Annotated in this window: 13 protein-coding genes; 8 read left to right on the forward strand and 5 right to left on the reverse strand. The window is 71.8% G+C overall.

From position 1 onward, the window contains the following. Positions 1–81: 81 nt before the first annotated feature. Positions 82–2,397 (forward strand): FAD-dependent oxidoreductase, encoded by a 2,316-nt coding sequence (locus WMF22_RS03840; RefSeq protein WP_438034872.1) that lies wholly within the window; start codon positions 82–84, stop codon positions 2,395–2,397. Between the two features lie 30 nt (positions 2,398–2,427). Here the strand turns inward: WMF22_RS03840 and WMF22_RS03845 are convergent, their stop codons facing one another. After that, positions 2,428–3,303 (reverse strand): ATP-grasp domain-containing protein, encoded by an 876-nt coding sequence (locus tag WMF22_RS03845; RefSeq protein ID WP_437297761.1) that lies wholly within the window; start codon positions 3,301–3,303, stop codon positions 2,428–2,430. Positions 3,304–3,546: 243 nt separating this feature from the next. Between WMF22_RS03845 and WMF22_RS03850 the strand changes: the two genes are divergently transcribed. Further along, positions 3,547–6,132: an SUMF1/EgtB/PvdO family nonheme iron enzyme gene (locus WMF22_RS03850; protein ID WP_438034873.1), complete on the forward strand. Its 2,586-nt coding sequence runs from the start codon at positions 3,547–3,549 to the stop codon at positions 6,130–6,132. A gap of 91 nt (positions 6,133–6,223) precedes the next feature. Here WMF22_RS03850 and WMF22_RS03855 read toward each other — a convergent pair whose 3' ends face one another. Next, positions 6,224–6,880, reverse strand: a complete 657-nt coding sequence (locus WMF22_RS03855; RefSeq protein ID WP_437297763.1) for a hypothetical protein — start codon at positions 6,878–6,880, stop codon at positions 6,224–6,226. A 775-nt stretch (positions 6,881–7,655) separates the two neighbouring features. Here WMF22_RS03855 and WMF22_RS03860 point away from each other — a divergent pair. Next, a complete protein-coding gene (locus tag WMF22_RS03860; RefSeq protein ID WP_437297764.1) occupies positions 7,656–7,955 on the forward strand; it encodes a hypothetical protein in 300 nt (99 codons plus the stop codon). 22 nt (positions 7,956–7,977) lie between these two features. On the opposite strand, the gene WMF22_RS03865 is transcribed toward WMF22_RS03860, so the two are convergent. Next, on the reverse strand, positions 7,978–9,429 hold the full coding sequence (locus WMF22_RS03865) for a sigma 54-interacting transcriptional regulator (RefSeq protein WP_438034874.1): 1,452 nt from the start codon (positions 9,427–9,429) through the stop codon (positions 7,978–7,980). A 171-nt stretch (positions 9,430–9,600) separates the two neighbouring features. Here WMF22_RS03865 and WMF22_RS03870 point away from each other — a divergent pair, with 171 nt between their 5' ends. Then, the gene (locus WMF22_RS03870) at positions 9,601–10,068 is read left to right on the forward strand and encodes a hypothetical protein (protein WP_437297766.1); all 468 of its coding nucleotides are present in this window, start codon (positions 9,601–9,603) and stop codon (positions 10,066–10,068) included. Positions 10,069–10,132: 64 nt separating this feature from the next. Here the strand turns inward: WMF22_RS03870 and WMF22_RS03875 are convergent, their stop codons facing one another. Beyond that, positions 10,133–11,005 (reverse strand): SDR family NAD(P)-dependent oxidoreductase, encoded by an 873-nt coding sequence (locus WMF22_RS03875; protein WP_438034875.1) that lies wholly within the window; start codon positions 11,003–11,005, stop codon positions 10,133–10,135. A 93-nt stretch (positions 11,006–11,098) separates the two neighbouring features. Here WMF22_RS03875 and WMF22_RS03880 point away from each other — a divergent pair, with 93 nt between their 5' ends. Continuing rightward, the gene (locus WMF22_RS03880; protein WP_438034876.1) at positions 11,099–12,013 is read left to right on the forward strand and encodes a LysR family transcriptional regulator; all 915 of its coding nucleotides are present in this window, start codon (positions 11,099–11,101) and stop codon (positions 12,011–12,013) included. A gap of 50 nt (positions 12,014–12,063) precedes the next feature. Here the strand turns inward: WMF22_RS03880 and WMF22_RS03885 are convergent, their stop codons facing one another. After that, complete coding sequence (locus WMF22_RS03885) at positions 12,064–15,501, reverse strand: DNRLRE domain-containing protein (RefSeq protein WP_438034877.1); 3,438 nt, start codon at positions 15,499–15,501, stop codon at positions 12,064–12,066. Positions 15,502–16,276: 775 nt separating this feature from the next. Here WMF22_RS03885 and WMF22_RS03890 point away from each other — a divergent pair. From WMF22_RS03890 to WMF22_RS03900, 3 genes are all read left to right on the forward strand, one after another. Then, entirely contained in the window at positions 16,277–17,770 is a 1,494-nt protein-coding gene (locus WMF22_RS03890) for a B12-binding domain-containing radical SAM protein (RefSeq protein WP_437297770.1), read from the forward strand. Between the two features lie 354 nt (positions 17,771–18,124). Further along, the gene (locus WMF22_RS03895; protein WP_437297771.1) at positions 18,125–18,550 is read left to right on the forward strand and encodes an STAS/SEC14 domain-containing protein; all 426 of its coding nucleotides are present in this window, start codon (positions 18,125–18,127) and stop codon (positions 18,548–18,550) included. Positions 18,551–18,717: 167 nt separating this feature from the next. Then, on the forward strand, positions 18,718–19,143 hold the full coding sequence (locus tag WMF22_RS03900) for an STAS/SEC14 domain-containing protein (protein ID WP_437297772.1): 426 nt from the start codon (positions 18,718–18,720) through the stop codon (positions 19,141–19,143). The last annotated feature ends 265 nt before the right edge of the window (positions 19,144–19,408 follow it).

Consider the following 19,408-nt stretch of genomic DNA (forward strand, 5'->3'; position numbering starts at 1 on the left):
GTCTATTGGGGCCGCGGCTATGGGTCGACAGCGCGTCTGTCAGGGGGGAGCCATGGAACAGCATCGAACCAGGGGGGAGCCATGGGACGACATCGAGCGATCGTGATCGGGACGGGGTTTGGTGGAGCCGTCTCTGCCTGTCGTCTCGCGCAGGCCGGATTTGCGGTGACCGTGCTCGAGCGTGGTCGCCGGTACGACCAGGAAGTCCCCGAGTTTCCAAGAGGCCGACTCGACCAATTGCTCTGGAGCAAGACGGGAGGGCTGTACGACGTCCGGCCTGTCGATCAAATGCGCGTCGTGCAATCGGCGGGCTACGGTGGCGGCTCCCTGATCTATGCGAACGTGCACCTGCGCGCGCCGGCGGAGGTCTTCGCGCGCGGGTGGCCCAAGGGCTACAGCCGCGAGGCGCTCGACGCTTATTACGATCTGGTCGCCTATATGCTGGACATCCAGCCGATCACCAGCTCGCCGGGGGGGCTGCCCCCGAAGACGCGGCAGATGTCCGAGGCGCTGGCCAGGCTGCGCCGCAAGGAGCAGCTCTTCTATCCGCCGCTGGCGATCAACTTCTCCGAGGAGCCGGGGCTCCGCCCGAACAAGTTCGGGGTGTTGCAGGGCGGGTGCGTCGACTGCGGCGAGTGCACCATCGGCTGCGTCCATCGGGCGAAGAACACCCTGGACATGAACTATCTCGCGGTCGCGGAGCGCGCCGGCGCGACGATGCGCACGGAGTGCGAGGTCACGCTGATAGAGCCGCTCTCCGGCGCGGGGGGGCCACGGTACCGCGTCGCATACCGCGACCGCGGGCGCGGCGGACAGGAGCTGTTCGAGGAGGCCGAGCACGTCTTCGTCTGCGCGGGCTCGCTCGGCTCGACCGAGCTGCTCCTGCGTTGCAAGGAGGCGGGCGCGCTGCCGCGGCTCAGCGCGCAGCTCGGCGCGGGGTACTCGGGCAACGGGGATCTGCTCGCCCTCGGCTTCGATGTCGCCGAACCATTCGAGCCGGAGAGGGGGCCGCCCATCACCGCGGGCGTCGTCTACGCGGGCAGCCCCGGCCGTGACCAGGCGTGGTTCCTGGTGGAAGACGGTGGCTTCCCGAGGCAGCTCTGGCCGATCATCAAGCTCGCGAGGCCGCACATCGACTGGCGCTCCTGGCCGGCGCCGGCGCTGGACAGGCCCCTCTCGCCCGCGGCGGCGCCGCCGACCGGCGCCGCGCTCGACGAGACCATGCGGGCGGCCTCGGAGCGGGAGCCGCCCGCGGTCACGCCGGAGGAGATGCGGAACACCGCGGTATTCCTGGTCATGGGGAGAGACATCGCCAACGGGCGGCTGGAGCTCGTGCGGGGCAGAAAGCTGTCGATCCGGTGGGATGTCCCGTCGAATCTCCTGCTCTACAGCGTTGAAGAGCGGCTCGCCCAGGACATCGTGGCGCAGCTCGGGGGCGCTTATGCGGTCTCGCCTTTCTGGCGGTTCGCGCACCTGCCGATCACGGTCCACAGCCTCGGCGGGTGCCGGATGGGCGACAGCGAGGAGGAGGGCGTCACCAGCGGGCTTGGTGAGGTGTTCAACTATCCAAACCTCTTCGTTCTCGACGGCGCGATCCTGCCGGCGGCGACCGGCGTGAACCCCTCGCACACCATCGCCGCGGTGGCCGAGCAGAACATCGAGCGGATCATCCGTCGGATCACGGGGCAGCCGGGCTGGACGCCGCCGGAGCGGGCGCACGCCGCGCCCTACGCGGATCCGCTGACCGCCATCGCGCTACCCGCCGGAGGGACGGCGCCGCCGCGGCATCCGGGGCTTGGTCTGACGTTCCGAGAGCGCCTCTCCGGCTCCTGGGAGAGCACCCCGTCGGCGGCGGACGCCCGGCGCGCGGCGCCTCGCCCGGTGCGCCTTCACCTGCGCATCACGATCTCCTATCTGGCCAGGTTCATCGCCGATCCGGCGCATCCCGGGCTCGTGACGGGGACGCTGTTCGTGGGGGGGCTGACCACGGGAGAGACTCCGATCAGGGAAGGCGTCTGGAATCTGTTCGTCGCCACAGGGACCGGCCCAGCGCGGGAGATACGCTACGTGCTCCCCTTCGACGGCGGCGACGGCCGGCGGTTCACGCTGCGCGGCGCCCGGGTGTTCCGGCCGCTCGGCGCCTTCGCCTTGTGGCGGCTGTGGAGGAGGGGCGCCGCGCTCCCCTTCCGGATCCAGGAGGGGGATGACGAGCACGGGAGCGTCGTGGGCGAGGGGGTGACGCGGCTCCGGCCGATCGACGTGGCGCACCTCCTCCTGTCGTTCCGCGTCTCGGGGGCAGCGGCTCTGAGCGACAAGACGCGCGCGCTGTTTGGCTTTCTCACGTTCTTCTTCCTCTCCCTCCTCCGGATCGCGCGGGGACGATCCTCATCGAGCTGACCTATCGACGCGCGCATGTCCCCCGGCGCCTCAACCCAGCACCGCCCCGTAGAAGTCGCGCGGATCCATCTGCTCGGGGAAGACCGAACAGCCGCCGTCGTTGATCTCGATCACCGTGTACCCGCCGCGCTCGAGCCGGGCCACGTCCGCCGTGAAGAACGGGGAGCCGATGACCTGCCCGAGATAGGCGAACTGCCCCGGATGCTCGAGCGTCGAGTCGACGTCGTAATACGGCGCATGCGCCGCCAGCCGCCCCTCCCAGAACACGAGGCGGTGCTCGTCGGTCACGCGGCGCTGGCCGGGCGCCCAGCCGGGCAGCGTCGCGAGGTCGAGGTACTTTCTCACGACGAACCCCCGCTCGAAGCGGTCCCCGCGGAGCTCCAGGATCTTCTCGCACACCTCGGCGAAATCGTCGTACGTGGCGCCCTCGGGCACGAAACACGCACGATGCCAGAGCTCCTTGACCGATTTCACGTGGTCCTTCACCACCCACGGCGGCGGCCCGAGCTCGAGGGCCGCCTCCCACGCTTCCCGGATGTCTTCGCCCTCGGTCCACCGCGTGGGCGCCGTCTTGTCGCCGAGCAGCGGGACGTAACTGGGCATGTACATCGCCTCGGCGAAGCTCTCCGGATCGACGACGAGCTCCTCGCCGCGGTCCTGCATGGCCTCGTACAGGCCCGTGTATTCTTCTTCGCTCAACATCCATCCCCGGTAGAGCCACGTCCGGCGCCGGGGCCTCGGCAGCCGGCGCAACGCGCGCTCCGGCTCGCCGTTCACGACGGGATCGAGCGGGATCGCGTAGGACTCGATGCCGAGCTCCTCGGCGGCCAGCACGTCGATCTCGAAGCGATCCTCGGCGAACTGAGGGACATGGGGTCTTCCGAAGAGGATGGTGACGTCGCTCATGGAGTCCTCCTGGGTGCCGCCGCGCCAGGGTCCGGGTCGGCGCGGCGGACAAGGTGGATCCACGTTCGCGAAGAACCAGTCTTGCGAAGAGCGATCGCTTGCGAGAGGATAGGCTCAACGGGGGCGAAAATCGGGTCTTTCAACACCTGTCGGGTTGAGCCCGGCGCGCCCGGACGATAGAGTCGGCGCGGACCTCGGCCGTGGGGAGCAGCGCCCCGGCGCGATCCGCGGAGTGGACGACGCATGAGCCTCAGCGACCGCGATCAGATGGCGCTGACGCAGCCCGCATGCGGCGCGCCCGCCTCGACCGAGCCTGGAAGCGCGCCGCCGGCCGGCGCGGCGTCGGACGTCACGTTCAGGCTGCGCGAGACCCCGGGCGCCACGGCCCCCGAGCAGCCGCCCATCTCCGTCACGGCCCCCGAGCGCCTGTCCGCGGAGGAGCGCTACGAGGATCTCGGCTGCATCGGGCGCGGGGGCATGGGCGAGGTGCGCCGCGTGCGCGATCGCATCCTGGGGCGCGTGCTCGCGATGAAGATCCAGTCGTCCGAGGCGCGCGACGCGACGCCCGATCGCGCCCGCTTCCTCGCCGAGGCGCGCCTGACCGCGGCGCTCCAGCACCCCGGGATCGTTCCCGTGCACGAGTGCGGCGAGCTCGCCGACGGGCGGCTGTGGTTCACGATGAAGGAGGTCCGCGGGCGCACGCTCGGCGAGGTGATCGCCGAGGCGTACGCGGCCGGCGGCGGGAGCCTCTCGCCCGTCGCGCTGCGGCGGGCGGTCGACACGTTCCTCCGCGTCTGCGAGGCCGTGGCGTACGCGCACAGCCGCGGCGTGATGCACCGCGACCTCAAGCCCGCCAACGTGATGATCGGCGAGTTCGGCGAGGTCCTGGTGATGGACTGGGGCCTCGCGCGGCCCGCCGCGCCGCTGCGCGGGTCGCCCGGGGCCGCGGGCGCGGCGGACGTGATCGAGGCGGCCCCGCTCACGCAGCCCGGCGAGGTGCTGGGCACGCTGCTCTACATGGCCCCGGAGCAGGCGCGAGGCGAGGGCGATCGCCTCGGCGCGGCGAGCGACGTCTACGCGCTCGGCGTCGTGCTCTACGAGATCCTCGCCGGGCGCCACCCTTACGGCGGCCAGCCCGCGGCGGTCTGGAGCGCGCTCCTCACCGGCGGGCTCAGGCCGGTCGAGGCGAGCGCCCCCCACGAGGTGCCCGCGGAGCTCGCGGCGATCTGCGCCCGCGCGATGGCGCTCGCCCCGGAGGCTCGCCACCCGGACGCGGCCGCGCTCGCGGCCGACGTCAGGAGCTGGCTCGACGGCGCGCGGCGGCGCGAGCGCGCGCTCGCGATCGTGGACCATGCCCGCGCGATCCAGCCGGAGATCGAGGCGACGCGGGCGCGCGCCCGGGCGCTGCGCGACGAGGCGCGGGCGATCCTCGACGGCCTGAGCTCGTTCGATCCGGCCGAGCAGAAGGCGCGCGGGTGGCGGCTCGAGGACGAGGCGGAGCGCCTGGAGCGGGAGGCGTCGCTCGGCCAGGTCGAGTGGATGCAGGTCCTCCGCTCGGCGCTGAACGAGGCGCCGGATCTCCGCGAGGCGCACGAGGCGCTGGCCGATCACTACGCCGAGGAGCTCGCCCAGGCCGAGGAGGCGCGGGATCCGCGGGGGGCGGCGCGCGCCGAGGCGCTCCTCCGGCAGCACGACCGCGGGCGCCACGCGGTGCTGCTCGCCGGCGACGGGGCGCTCACCCTGGCGACCGTGCCCGCGGGGGCGCGGGTCTCCCTCCACCGCTACGTCGAGCGCGACCGGAGGCTCGTGCCCGAGCTCGCGCGCGAGCTCGGCCCGACGCCCCTGCTCGAGGTGGCGCTCCCGCGCGGCAGCTACCTCCTCACGCTGCGCGCGCCGGGGTACCACGACGCGTGTTATCCCGTGCTCATCGAGCGCGGGCGGCGCTGGGACGGCGTCCGGCCAGGCGGGGAAGGGGCCCACCCGGTGCGCCTCCTTCGCCTCGGCGAGCTCGGCGAGGACGACCTCTACGTGCCGGCCGGCTGGTTCCTCGCCGGCGGCGATCCGGACGCGGGGGACAGCCTCCCGCGGACGCGGCTCTGGTGCGACGGCTTCATCGTCCGGAGGCACCCGGTCACCAACGCCGAGTACCTCGCCTTCCTCAACGCGCTCGTCGCGAGCGGGCGGGAAGCCGAGGCCCTCGAGTGCTGCCCGCGCCTCTCGCTCGGCCGCGCCGCCTCGGGATCGAGCCCGGACTCGCTCCGGTTCGAGCGGGCAGACGACGGCCGCTTCCGGCTCGGGTGCATCCAGACCGACGTCCAGGAGGAGCCGAGGATGCCCGTCGCGTTCGTCCACTGGCGAGCGGCGATGCGTTATGCGGCGTGGTACGCCGCCGGGACGGGCGCGCCGTGGCGCCTCTTGAACGAGCTCGAATGGGAGAAGGCGGCGCGGGGCGTCGACGGCCGGTGCATGCCCTGGGGTGATTTCCTGGAGCCGACCTGGGGTTGCATGCTGGGCAGCCACGAGGGCGTCGCCGGCCGGCGGCCCGTCGACGACTTCCCGCAGGACGAGAGCCCTTATGGCCTGCGCGGCGCGGCGGGCAACGTGCGCGACTGGTGCATCAACGCGTGGAAGCGCGAGGGGGCCCGGACCGAAGCGGGGGTCGTGCTGCTCGATCCGGCGGACGACGGCGACGCGGATTTCCGCGCGGCGCGGGGCGGCGCGTGGTCGACGTCGCCGAACCTCTGCCGGGCGGCGGGGCGCTTCGCGGGCAAGCCCGGGGATCGCTTCGGGGGGATCGGGTTCCGGCTGGCGCGCCCGGCGCCGGGGTGAGCGGCGCAGCGCTCGGCCGCCCGGCGCTGGAGGCCTGCCCGGGCGCGCCTGGGGCGGCGCCCCCGGGCGAGGCGTCAAGCGCGCTGGCCGCTCACGCGGGCCTCATCACACCATGGTAGTGGTACCAGGCGCTCTGAGGGTCGATGTGGCGCGGATCGATCGACGGCGTATCCCCCACGAACACCTGCGTGAAGTTCACCTTGCTCGGGGTGTTCTGGAAGATGAGGCCGTTCTGGGGCCGATCCATCTTGTACCAGATCGTGTTGCGCAGCTCGCCGGAGCTGCCGAGCTCCACGAGGAGGCCGATCCGGCGCCCGATCGGCCCGTCCGGATCGACGGCCCAGTAGAGCGCGCTGGCCGCGGAGGTCGGCTGGTAGATGCCCTGAGTCCACTGCTGCCCCGACACCTCCTGGTCCGTCGAGAGGACGCTGCCCCCGGCGAGCCAGTCCCGGAACTCCTTGGGGTAATCCGGCGCTCCCGGGCGGTTCGTGAACCCGAACGAGACGAGGGTGATCGCCCTCGACTTGAAGGCGGCGAGCCTCGACCAGTACTCGGTCTTCGCCGTGAATCCGCCGGGGGGCGTCACGCCCGTCACGGCCACGTGCAGGAGCGCGGTCCCGGTGCTCGTCTCGATGAAGCGGAGCTTCGAGTCGATGGGGATCTGGTGTTTGTTCGGCTCATCCGTCCCCTTGGGCAAGAGGTCTCCCCGCGTGATACCCAGCTCGCCCGTGCTCGATACAGTGCTCATGGCTTGATGAACTCCTCGTCTCGTGTGTGGAACCTCGGAATATTAACCGGAGAAGGCGACAGCGTCGCTGGCCGCCGACTGCTCGACCGCGTCCGGCGGGGCGAGATCCTCTGCGGCCGACTCTCCAGCGGGCGTCATGGCGCAACCAGCGAGCAACGAGAAGGACAACGAAGCGAACAGCGCACGCATCATGATAGAGCTCCCTTCGAGGTGTGCCTGCGCGCTCTCCTGCCGAGATGGCGGCGCCGCGCGCGGCGATTGGCCTTTCAGCAGGCGTCGTGCCACCGCGAGGAGACGAGGATTCGGGCGGGATCCGAGGAGCTATCGCGCCCCGGCACGGCAGGTCGGGTCACCCTCGCCCGACTTGAGCAAGACCTGCGCGAGCGGCGCTTGCGCGAGCGCGGCGCGTCCTCGACAGCCGTCCCGAGCGCGGGCCTCACCTCGTCGTCCGAGGGGGGCGTTCGTGCTGTAAATGTTTATTGTTGTTTGAATTTCGAGATCGGCGCTCGGCGGTAGCTCTGCATTGAAGGGGCGAGGTAAGGTGTGATATGTGTCGCCTATGAAGGTTGGGGGAATTCATCTCATCACAGTTGCTGCGTTTCTCGCCTGTGGGTGCGCCTCCTCTTCGCCGCCCGCGCCCTCGACGCCGGAGAGCCTGGGGGCCGGTGCCCCGGGGGCGGCCGTCGCTCAGCCGGCGGCCCCGGCCGACGACACCGCCGCCGCGGGCCCTGCCGGTCCCCGGAGCCGCCGCTATCCGCTGGAGGAGCTGCGGAGGGTGGCTCGCGTCGCGTCCGCGCGCTGCAAGAAGGCAAATGCGCCCTCGGACTCGACGTGCCTCCTCACCGAGGCCACACCATTCCTCAAATACCGGCCCGAGGATCCGGATTGCCGTTACGTGTCGGGTACCGCGCTGTCCGTCGCCGAGTGCTCCGATTTCGAGGAGGGCTGCCAGAGCGTGGATGCCAAGGACCTCGACCACCAGATCGCAGCCCTGCAGGACGCTGGCAAGGACTGCAATCGCGAGCCCACCGACTCCGAGCGGGCAGAGCTGCTGAAGCTCCTCGGCGCGAAGTGAGGCCCTGCGCCGTCGGGGCGCGTCAGCGCGTGCCCTTGCCCTTGCGCGGCCGCGGGATGCCGTAGGCGCTCAGCCGGGCCACGAAGGTGCGGCGGGGCATGCCGAGGAGCACCGCGGCCTGCGTCTGGTTCCCCGCGCACTGCTCCAGCGCGTCGACGATCCGCCGCCGCTCGATCGCGTCGAGCTCGCTCCGAAGGCCGGCCGCGCCCTCGGCCGGGGGTGGCGTGGCGGCCTCGGCAGGCACCGCCGCGGGGCGCGGCTCGACGGGCGCCGCCGCGGGGCGCGGCTCGGAGGGCGGCAGCGCGGCGGCGGCGTCGAGCAGGAGGTGCTCCGGGAGCAGCGTGTCCCCGCCGGAGAGCACGACCGCGCGCTCGATGACGTTGCGCAGCTCGCGGATGTTGCCAGGCCAGCGGTGCGCCTCCAGCGCGGCGAGCGTCTCGGGGGCGAACGCCGGCGCCGGGCGCCCGAGCGCGCTCGCGGTCCGATCGGCGAGCAGGCGAGCGAGCGGCGCGATCTCGGCGATCCGCGCCCGGAGCGGCGGGATCGTCAGCGCGATGCCGTTCAGCCGGAAGAACAGATCCTCCCGGAAAGCGCCCCGCTTCACCTCGGCGGCCAGATCGCGGTTCGTCGCCGAGATGAAGCGCACGTCGATGGGCCGCGGGCTCAGCCCCCCGACGCGCATCACCTTCCGCTCCTCGAGCACGCGCAGGAGCTTCACCTGGATGCTGGGCGGCAGCTCGCCCACCTCGTCGAGCAGCACCGTGCCCTTCTCGGCCGTCTCCAGGAGGCCCGACTTCGCCTGGACCGCGCTCGTGAACGCGCCCCGCTCGTGGCCGAACAGCTCGCTCTCGAGGAGCGTCTCCGAGAGCGCCGCGCAGTTGAGCCGCACGAACGGCCCCTGCGCGCGCGGCGAGCGCCGGTGGATGTGCTCGGCCAGCACCTCCTTGCCGGCGCCCGTCTCGCCGAGCAAGAGCACGGTGATCGGCGCGCCGGCCACGCGCTCGGCCAGCGCGTAGAGCCGCTCCATGGCCGGGTCGAGCACGATGGGCTGGCCCTGCCCCTGGCCCGGCGCCGCGCTCGCGGCGCCCTCGCGCGGCAAGATCACGATCAGCGTCGAGCCGAGGTTCACCGCGTCCCCGACCGAGAGCTCCATCGTCTTGCCCTGCTCTGGCTGGAGCTCCAGGAGCTTGGTCGTCGGCCCGGCGCTGCGCTCGCGGCGGAGGCGGGTCCCGTTCGCGCTCCCGAGGTCCTCGATCGCGATGGGCGGGCCGAGGTGGATGATCGCGTGCCGGCGCGAGACGGAGCTGTCGTCGATCGGGACGTCGTTCTCCGGCGACCGGCCGAGCGACACCCGGCCCTCGGCGGGCAGCGGGTGCCGGGTCACGCGGCCCCCGGCGAACACCGCGAGCTCCAGGGCGCCCTGTACATCGTTCCGGGTGGACTTCGCGGCGGCCACGGTTCTCTCCCTGTTCACTCCGCCTGGTTCTACCTCGTCGCGCCGCCCCCGTCTGCTGACGTCTCGATCCACGCGCGCGCGCGCCGGCTGGCGCGCCGTCATGGCCCCCCGCGTGGCCGCGGGACGGCGAGCGCTGGAGGAACCTCGCTGCGTTGCGGGCGATGAAGCGGGTATGGTACTTGTCGCTCCATGAGGCCTGGGGGGTCCTTGCTCGTCCTCGCCGGCGCGTGCGCGCTCCTCGCGAGCGCGTGCTCCGGAGCGCCGCAGCCCGCCGCGGGCCCGCGGACCGCCGGCGCCGCGAGCGCCGAGCCCGCCCGCCCCCGGGTCCCCATGTATCCGGCGGCCGAGCTGGACCGGATGGCGCGCATCGCCGCCGCGCGCTGCAAGAAGGCGAATACGCCGTCGGACGCGGCGTGTCTCCTCACGAACGCCTCCTCCTTCCTGAGGTACCCCCCCGGGGATCCCGATTGCCGCTATGTCGCGGGGACCGCGCTCTCGGTCGCCGAGTGCTCCGAGTTCGAGGAAGGATGCCTGAGCGTGGATCCCCAGGATCTCGTCCGCCAGCTCGATGTCCTGCAGAGCGCCGGGAAGGACTGCCAGCGCGAGCCGACCGACGCCGAGCGCGCCGAGGTGCTGCGGCGCGCCGGCGCGAAGTGACGCGCCGGCCTCCTTGCCATTGCGCGAACAACCGAGCGCCGAGAGCCGGAGAGGATTGCGGTGGTTAGGAAGTTTCCGCGCCGCCCGCCGCGGCGTCCACCGTTGTGTCGAGCGCGATCGCCTCGGTGCGGTCGACGTCGGCCGCGACGCTGGCGAGCTTCGCGCGGATGCCGCTCACCGCGTCGGCGCCGAGCGGCAGGCGGAGCGGCATCGGGTCGAGCCCGACCGCATCGACGATCGCGCGAGCCGCCTTCGCTGGATCGCCCGGCTGCGATCCGTCGGACCCGGCCGCGTACGCGCGCGTCGCGCCGACGGTGGGCGCGTAGGCGTCGAGCGCTGGCATCGACCGGAAGGCGCCCCCGAAGAGGCGCGTGCGGAACGCGCCCGGCTCGACGATGAGGACGCGGACGCCGAGCGGCGCGAGCTCGGCGGCCATGCACTCCGAGAGCCCCTCGAGCGCGTGCTTCGCGGCGCAGTAGGCGCCGAAGCCGGGCCCCGTCGTGAGGCCGCCCATGCTCGTGATCTGGACGATCGCGCCGCTCTTGCGGCCGCGCATGTGCGGCAGCACCTCGCGGGTGAGCGCCACGGCGCCGAAGAACATCGCCTCCATCGCGGCGCGGAGCTCCTCGTCGCCGGTCTCCTCGACCGCGCCGACAAGGCTGTAGCCGGCGTTGTTCACGAGCACGTCGATCCGGCCGAAGCGCGCGAGCGCCGCCGCGACGCCGCGGCGGATGTCGTCCGGCTTCGTGACGTCCAGCCTCACGACCTCGACGCGCGCCGGCGCCTCCGCCGCGAGGCCCGCGAGCGCGCCCTCGCCGCGCGCCGCCGCCACGACCGAGTCGCCGCGCCGGAGCGCCTCCTCGGCGATCGCGCGGCCGAAGCCCGAGGACGCGCCGGTGATGAACCAGATCCTGGATCCGCTGTTTGCAGTGCTCATGGGTCTCTCTCCTCTGCTTTCGACGGGGAGCCTACGTCACGGCGCTGCGCCCAAAAACGGGGTGAATCTGCACGCGATGTTAAGCTGCACTTCATGATCCAGGACGACCTCGCGGGCCTGTCGGTGCTCCTCGTCGTGGCCGAGAAGCGGAGCTTCACCCGGGCGGCGGCGGAGCTGCGCGTGACGCCCTCGGCGGTGAGCCAGACGATCACCGGGCTCGAGCGGCGGCTCGGCGTGCGGCTCCTCCAGCGCACGACGCGCAGCGTGGGCCTGACCGAGGCCGGCGCCCGCTTCCTCGAGCGGCTCCGGCCCGCGCTGGCGGAGGTCCGCGCCTCGTTCGAGGCGCTCGACGAGCTGCGCGAAAGGCCCGCGGGGACGCTGCGGCTGAACGTGCCGAGGATCGCGTGCCGGCAGGTGATCGAGCCGGTGCTCGCGGCGTTCGTCGCGGCCTACCCGGAGATCCGCGTCGACGTGGCGATCGAGGACGGGCTCGCGGACATCGTCGCGCGAGGGTTCGACGCGGGCATCCGCCTCGGCGAGACGCTCGACAGCGAGATGATCGCGGTCCGCGTCAGCGAGGACCAGCGCATGGCCGTCGTGGGGTCGCCGGCGTATCTTTCCGCGCGCGGCAAGCCGAGGCACCCGCGGGAGCTGCACGCGCACGCGTGCATCAACTACCGGCAGATCACGAGCCAGAACGTCTACAGGTGGGAGTTCACCGAGAACGGGAAGGACTTCGACATCGCGGTGAGCGGTCCTCTCGTGTGCAACGATCCCGATCTCATGGTCCGCGCCGCGGTCGACGGCATCGGCCTCGCCTACGTCCTGGAGGCGACGGTGCAGGACGAGCTCCGCGGCAAGCGCCTCGCGCGCGTCCTCGAGGGCTTCTGCCCGCCCTTCCCGGGGTACTTCCTTTACTACCCGAGCCGGGCGCACGTGCCGCCCAAGCTCTCGGCGTTCATCGACTTCCTGCGCAGGCGCGGGCGCCGCCGGCGGCGCGGCGGCTGAGGGGTGTCACCGAGAGCGATGGGGCGGACACGCGCTGTCGATCCGGCGGATCACTCGCCCGCGTGATAACAGACGTCGAGCCTCGGCCTGCGCGCGGCGTCGGGATACTCGCTCGCGCGGAAGTCGGTCCTGTTGTTCGCGTCGACCAGCGCGACACCGTGGTTCGGCTGCGCGCCGTCGACCCAGCCCTGCACGAGGGACGTCAGATCGGCGGTGACGAACGCGTCGGTCTGCGCCAGCGTGGTGAGGGAGGCCTCGACCGCCGGGCTGGTTCCGCTGAACCCGCCCCCATGGAGCGTCGATTCCTCCCAGGCGCCGTTCACGCGGTGCACGGTCACGACGCTGCCCTCGGGCTTCCAGGCATAAGACAGCGACAGCGTCGCCGAGGTCACGCTGGAGCCCTCCGGGATGAACGACAGATCGTAGGCGAGGACCGCCGTCGCCGGCTGGACCGCGCTCGCGCTGGTGATGAGGTAGGGATACGCGCCGTACGCCCAGCCCGTCGTGGGGCCCTCGACGAAGGAGTCCTGCACGGCGCCAAACGCGCCGCGCCGAACGCTGACGCACTCGAGGTCGCAGGCGTTGCCGAGGCCGTCGCCGTCCGAGTCGCCTTGAGCGGCGTTGGGCTCGGCCGGGCAGTTGTCGCTCGCGTCGGGAACGCCGTCGCCATCCAGGTCCGGCGCGGGCGCGACGCGGAAGCGCGCGACGCCGGGGTCATGGTCGCTGGCCTGGTCGGCGAACTCCGCATTGACGTGGACGACGTCGAAGCCCACGAGCTTCGGCCCGGCCAGGTGGGCGCTGACAAGCACGTGGTCGAGCGACTGGCCATTGCCGTCGTACACGTACGTGTAGCGCTCCTCCGGCGGGAGCGTCTCGATGAGCGTCGTCAGCCCGGCGTCCTTGAGGATGCCGAGCGGCGCCGAGAACTGGAAGTCGTTCAGGTCGCCCAGGACAACGACGTTGGCGGAAGGATCGCTGTCGAGGATCTGCCGCACGAAGCCGGCCACCACGGTGGCCTGCTGCCGCCGCTGGGCCTCGCTCGAGAGGGTCGGGGGCTGGAAGCGCCCGTAGAGCGGCTCGTCGCCGCCCTTGGAGTTCCAGTGGTTGGCCACCACGAACAGCGGCTGGCCGTTCCAGCGGAACTCGCCCGCCAGCGGCTTGCGGCTGCTGGCGAAGGCCGGATTGCCCGGGTCGATGCGGCCGGGGCTGTAGCGCAGCGACACGCCGCCCGCGCCGCCGAGCACCTCGTTCGGCGTCAGGGCGCCGGCGCCCGGGCGATCGACGAACTCGAGCCCGCGGTCGGTCCGGAACAGGAAGCCCACGCGGATGTTGCCGCCGGGCTCCCCGCCGTCCGTGCCGTCGGTCGGATCGATGCTGCGGAATTGATAGGTGCTGGGCCCGCCCGGCACGGCCGCGATCGCGGCGATGAGCCGCGCGAACGTGGTCGAGGCGTCCACCACTCCATTGTTGGTCGGGCCGCTGTTGTCCTGGACCTCTTCGAGCGCGACGAGGTCGGGGCTGCCGAGGTTCTCGACGAGGATCCGCGCGAGGCGATCGAACTTGTCCTGCGGGTCGCCCGGATCGAGGTTCTCGACGTTGAACGCGGCCACGTCGAGGTCGTCGGCGGTCCGCGGTCCGAGCGACGTGACCTCGCGCGAGAGCGTCGAGGTCGCCGCCGGGAGCGCCTCGTCGACCGGCAGGAGCTTGTAGTTGGCGAAGTTGTAGTCGACCGTGCCCACGATGGGCCCGGCGAACGTGGCGCCCACGTCGAGGGCGGGCGGCGAGGCGCGCAGGGGCACCTGGAGCAGGATCCGCTCCGGGTTGAAGTCGCCGGGGCTGACGACGACGGCCCCGCGCGCGCTGCGCAGGCCGGCCGCGTCGCCCGTGGTCGCGTCGCGGTCGCCCGGGACCAGCGCGATCTCCGCGGTCCCGGAGCTCGGGAACTCGCGGGTGGGTCCCACGACGGCCGGGGCGTTGATGCTCACCCGCATTCCCTCGAGGCTCTCCCAGAAGTCGATGCCGTCGGACTCGGGGTCGAAGCCGTTCGCGGCCTCGACGCTGCCGCTGGCGTCGTCCTCGATGATCTGCGTCGGGGGGCGGCGCGCGCCGGGGGCGAAGCCGATCGAGACCGGGGCCGGCAGCGCATGGCCGCTCGAGAGGACGGTGATCTGCGGGCGGGCGAGCTCGGTGACCGTCAGGTTGTGGTACGCGCTGCCGCGGGAGGGCGTGCACGGGTCCGCGCAGCCGGCGCGGTACTCCGTGACCTCGCCGGTGAGCTCGACGAGGTCGCCGATCCTCACCGAGGGCGCGGCGCCGGTGAAGACGAGCAGCCCCTCGGAGGTGGCCGGATCGCCGTCCGGCGCCGGCGACTCCACGGTGAAGCCGTTGCTGCGCAGGGTCGCCACGAGGCCTGTCGTCTTCACGACCGCGCCCGAGCGCGGCGAGAGGTGCGCGCGCCCCTGGATGTCGTGGATCGCGAGCGCCTGCGCCGCCTGCGCCGTGGTGAACGAGACCGACACGTCGGCGGGCAGCGGGTCGATCGTGTCGTTGCTCCCCGGGTCCTGTTCCTGCACGCCGCTCGCCCGCACGACGAGGAGGCACGCGGCGCTCGGGGGGAGCGGCTCGGCCGGCGTGAGCGTGAAGGTGAGGGGGCCGCCGCTGGCCACGAACGGGCGCGGGCTGCCCTCGCAGGAGAGCTCGAAGGCATCCGCGACGGCCACCGCCTCGCTGAACGTCACGCTCAGGCTCGCGGTCGGGTCGGCGCTCGTCGCGCCGTCGCCGGGCGCCGTCGAGGTCACCGCCGGCGCGGTGTCGCCGCCGCATTCGAGCGCGGCGGTCGAGGTGTGGCGGGGGGTAGGCGTCCCGGTCGAGAGGTCGTCGGCGTTGCTGCCCGTGTCCTGGCAGCCAGCGCCCTGCCGGAGCGACGCCGTCGCGTTGGCGGTCGCCGGCGCCGGCGCGGCGCCCTCGAAGTAGCTCGCCCCGCCGAAGCCGACCAGATCCTCGATGAGCGCCTCCTGGGCCGCCGAGCAGGGCGCGGTGCCGCCGTTGCAGCCGAGGCCCGTGGTTTGCCGGACGAGGGCGACCTTGCCGGCCGTGCCGCTCATGTTGATGGGGGTCGCATCGACGAGGTCGGCGGCGGGGAGCGGCGCGCCGCTGCCCGAGCCCCCGGCCTCCTGCACGAGGAAGTACTGGCCGGGCTGCAGGGTGATCGCGGGCAGCTCCGTGAGCTGCGTCGTCGTGGCCCCGAGTGCGCCCGTGCCGCTGGCGCTCGCGTACTGGATGGACCACCCCGCGAGCGACACCGGCTCGTTCGACCGATTGAACAGCTCGACGAAGTCGTGCGTGTAGACGGCCCCGGCGTTGCCCCCGCCGCCGTACACCTGGCTGATGACGACGCGCCCGCTCGGGAGGGAGGCGGCGAGCTCGGCGGTCCCGAGCTCACCGGGCTCCGGCGAGCCGCCGCAGCCCGAGGCGGTCGCGAGCGCCATGGCCGCCGTCCATCGAACGCGGTCACGCCGGAGAAGAGAATACCCCGCGCGCGAGAGGACGCGCGGGAACAAGGATGACTTTAGCACGATGACACCTGTTGGCCTTCGAAGGCGATTGCAAGGAATGGCCGGAGCAGACAGCAGCGGCCACTTTCACGCTACGCTGGAACGCGCATTGTGAATGTCACGTCTCCATGAAATCGCAACTGGCCAGTCCGGCCGACCCCCGGAGCCCGGGATGCTGCGCGAGGAGATGTTTCGATTCGATGATGATCTTGCTGACAATTGTAATGTTAATTACATTTGAATCGTGCGATTCGTCTACGCGACCATGACGGGGGTGGGACCCGTGCCCGGGCGTTAACCAAGATTCGCGCCGCGTTCTCCTGCCTCTGAACGTTTACGTTTACGTTTACGTGGTCGTGGTCGTGGTCGTGGTCGTGGTCGTGGTCGTTCACGGCCTGCCGTTGACGACCACGACCACGACCACGTTCACGGCCTGCCGTTCACGACCACGTTCACGACCACGTTGGTGACCGATGGTGGGGCGGAGGGGGGCGTGCCCCTGAGCGCGACCGGACGAGCCTGGTTAGCGCCTGAGGATCCGGGGGGCCGACCAAGGTTCCTCTTGTGTCCTCATGTCGTGTGGAGTGCTCGCTGGGCTGACCCCTGCCCAGTGTAGGGCGCATTTGTGGCGCTCCTGCCCGCCTCCTCGTCTCTGTCCTCCTTGCCTCGAGGGTGTGATACGTCCTGAACTGAACCAGGAGTGTCCTCGATGCGCATCGCAATCATCTCGACCTATACGCACCCGAGCCGACTGCTCCGCAAGGAGCGCTCGATCATGCAATCGTCCGTGCCCGAGCTGCTCGCGGCCCTGTGCCCGCCCGACGCCGAGATCGAGCTCTACAACGAGAAGGAAACGGACATCCCGCTCGACCGCCACTGGGACCTGGTGTTCTTCTCGTACCTGCACGCCTACTACGAGCACACCAAGGTCCTCTCCACGCTGTTCCGGCGGCAAGGCATGACCACGGTGGCCGGCGGGCGGCACGCGAGCCATTTCCGCGCGGACGCGCTGCAGTACTTCGACGCCGTGGTCGCGGAGGACCCGGAGGCCAACCTCCCGGCCCTGATCGCCGACTTCCAGCGGGGCGAGCTCCAGCCCGCCTATGCGCTCCCGCCGGTGCCCCCGGAGCAGATCCCCACCTACCGCTATGACCTTGTCGTTTACAGGAACAACCTCGTCCGCCTGCCGGGCATCGAGGCGTCGCGCGGGTGCCCCTTCTCCTGCAATTTCTGCGTTTTGACCGGGCACGAACAGTATCGCTATCGCCCCATCGACCACGTGATCCGGGACATCCGCGACCGGATGATCTTCAACCAGCGCATCCCGGGGGTGACCAACAATGTGTTCAGCTTCCTCGACAACAACCTGGGGGGCTCGCCCCGCTACCTGCGCGAGCTCTGCGAGGCGCTGATGCCCCTCAAGAAGATCTGGGGCTGCGCGCTCACGTTCAACGTGCTGCGCGACCCGGAGCTGGTCCGCCTCATGGGGCGGGCAGGGTGCCGCTACGTCTACACAGGGCTCGAGTCGCTGAACCCCGAGTCGATCAGCTCGATGAACAAGGGCCAGAACAAGCTGAGCGAGGTCCGGGAGGTCATCCAGCGGGCCTTCGCGAGCGGGATCGTCCTCTCCTTCGGGCTCCTCGTGGGCGCGGACGGGGACACCAACGATTACCTCGAGCGGGTGCCCGAGTACCTGCATGATCTCGGCGATCACTGCCCGACCTTCCTGGGCATCGTCTGCCCGTACCCGGAGACGCCCTTCTTCGCGCAGGTGGCGGCCGAGGGCCGGCTCCTTCCGGGGGTGATCAGCCGGGACCTCGATGGATACACCCTCTGCCACCGCCCGCCTCGGCTGCACCCCTCCGAGGTGATCGACCATTTCCAGCGCCTGAGCCGCGCGCTGGGGAGCCTCCACAACGTGGGCCGCCACGTGTGGAATCGGCTGATGACGAGCGATCTGCCCCGTTACAAGGCGTGCGTCGTCATGTCGGCGCCGGAGGTGATGAGCCTGCGCGCGCCGCTCGCCAACCGATCACGCAGCTACATCGCCGGGCGCGATCCGATCGAGGCCTGGGACGCGGAGAAGATGCGGGAGCTCGGCCTCGATCCGCAGCGCATCGAGGCGTCGTCCTGCAGAGCCGATCCGCGCGGCCTCGCGCGGATCCGGCCCCGCCGGGCGGGCCGCTCCAGCGCGGCCGCGTGAGGGCATGGGGGATCCGCCATGAAGGGCCGAACAGGCCCCGCGGCGGTCGGGCTCGCTTCGGACATCCAGCCGAGCCCGGACGGACGTGAGGGCGCGCGGGCACGAGCGGCGGCTCCCCTCGTGTCGACCGCTGGCTCCGGCCTTCTGGGAAGAGCGCCGGGCGATGGCGGAGCCGCGGAGTGAAGGCGGCCCCGTCGACGTGCGGGTCAGCTGTTGATACAAGGTGCCTTTCCCAGGAGGGGGTCGGAACGCACAGGAGAATGCTCCGTCCATCCGGGGCAGGTTGCGCAGCTGGGGCCTGACGTGTCCGAAACGTTTGGATCTCTTCTCCGCAGAGGCGCTAGCATGCGGAGCATGAGCGATCTCGGCCCCGAGGACGCGAGCCTCGATGTTCGTGAGGAGCCCGATGGCGTCGTGCGGCTGGAGATCCATGGCGAGCTCACGGAAGACCGAGCGCGCGCTCTCGTCGCCGTGCTACAGCGCGTGTCGGAGGGCGGCCGCGACGTCCTGCTGCTCGCCGACGTGCGTCGCATGGGCTCTATCCTGGCTCCGGCGCGCAAGGTGGCGGCGGACGGGGTGCAGCGCGCGCGCATCGGTGCGGTCGCGATCATCGGAGCGAGCTTTTCGCTGCGCGTGATCGCGACGCTCATCGCGAAGGGCGTGCAGATGCTCACGAGCCAGCCCTATCCACAGCAGTTCTTTGACGCAGAGGGCGAGGCGCGCGCGTGGCTGCTCGCTCGGCGAGACGCGCTCCGGGCCGGGCGGCGCCCGGGCACCTGAGCGATCGCGCGTGTGCTCGGGGGCGCTCCAGGGCAGCCCGTACGGTGACGGTGCCGTGGCAGATCGCGTGATCGCGGCGGTGGGGCTCGCCTCGGACCTCCAACTGGGCCCGGCGGGCCGTGAGAGTACGCACCCCGCCGCGCGGCCGAGGCGCTAGTATGGTTGGCATGAGCGATCTCGGCCCCAAGGACGCGAGCCCCGATGTTCGTGACGACCCCGACGGCATCGTGCGGGTGGCGATCCGCGGCGAGGTCACAGAAGACCGAGTGCGCGCTGTCCTCGGCGCGCTCCGGCGCGTGGCGGAGAGCGGCCGCGACGTCCTGGTGCTCGCCGACGCGCGTCACATGGGCCCTATCTCCGCTTCGGCGCGTAAGGCAGTCACGGAAGAGGTGCGGAGCACGCGCGTCGATGCGGTCGCGATGATCGGAGCGAGCTTTTCCATGCGCGTGATCGTGGCGCTCCTCGCGAAGGGCGTGCAAATGCTCACAGGACAGCCCTACCCGCAGCAGTTCTTCGACACGGAGGGCGAGGCGCACGCGTGGCTGCTCGCTCGGCGAGACGCGCTCCGGGCCGGGCGGCGCCCGGGGTCCTGAGCGACCGCGCCGTGGGCGGGCGCCGGGATTGGTGTCGAGCGTGCCGGCGGGCACCACGGCAAAGCCGCGCTCGGGCGGCGCCACGCTCCCGCAGCGCGTGCGGAACGCGCACGGGCGCCGCAACGTGGGCGGGGTGGCGGTCGTGACGTTTGGCGAAGGGTGGCTCAACAACCACGACGCCTTCCCGCGCCGCTCGGCAGGGGATTGCACTGGGGCAGCACGACGTCGCGTTCCTGTTCCTCCGCGCGCTCGCGGCGGTGGGGCT

Source organism: Sorangium sp. So ce204, assembly GCF_051526795.1.
GTDB lineage: Bacteria > Myxococcota_A > Polyangia > Polyangiales > Polyangiaceae > Sorangium > Sorangium cellulosum_B.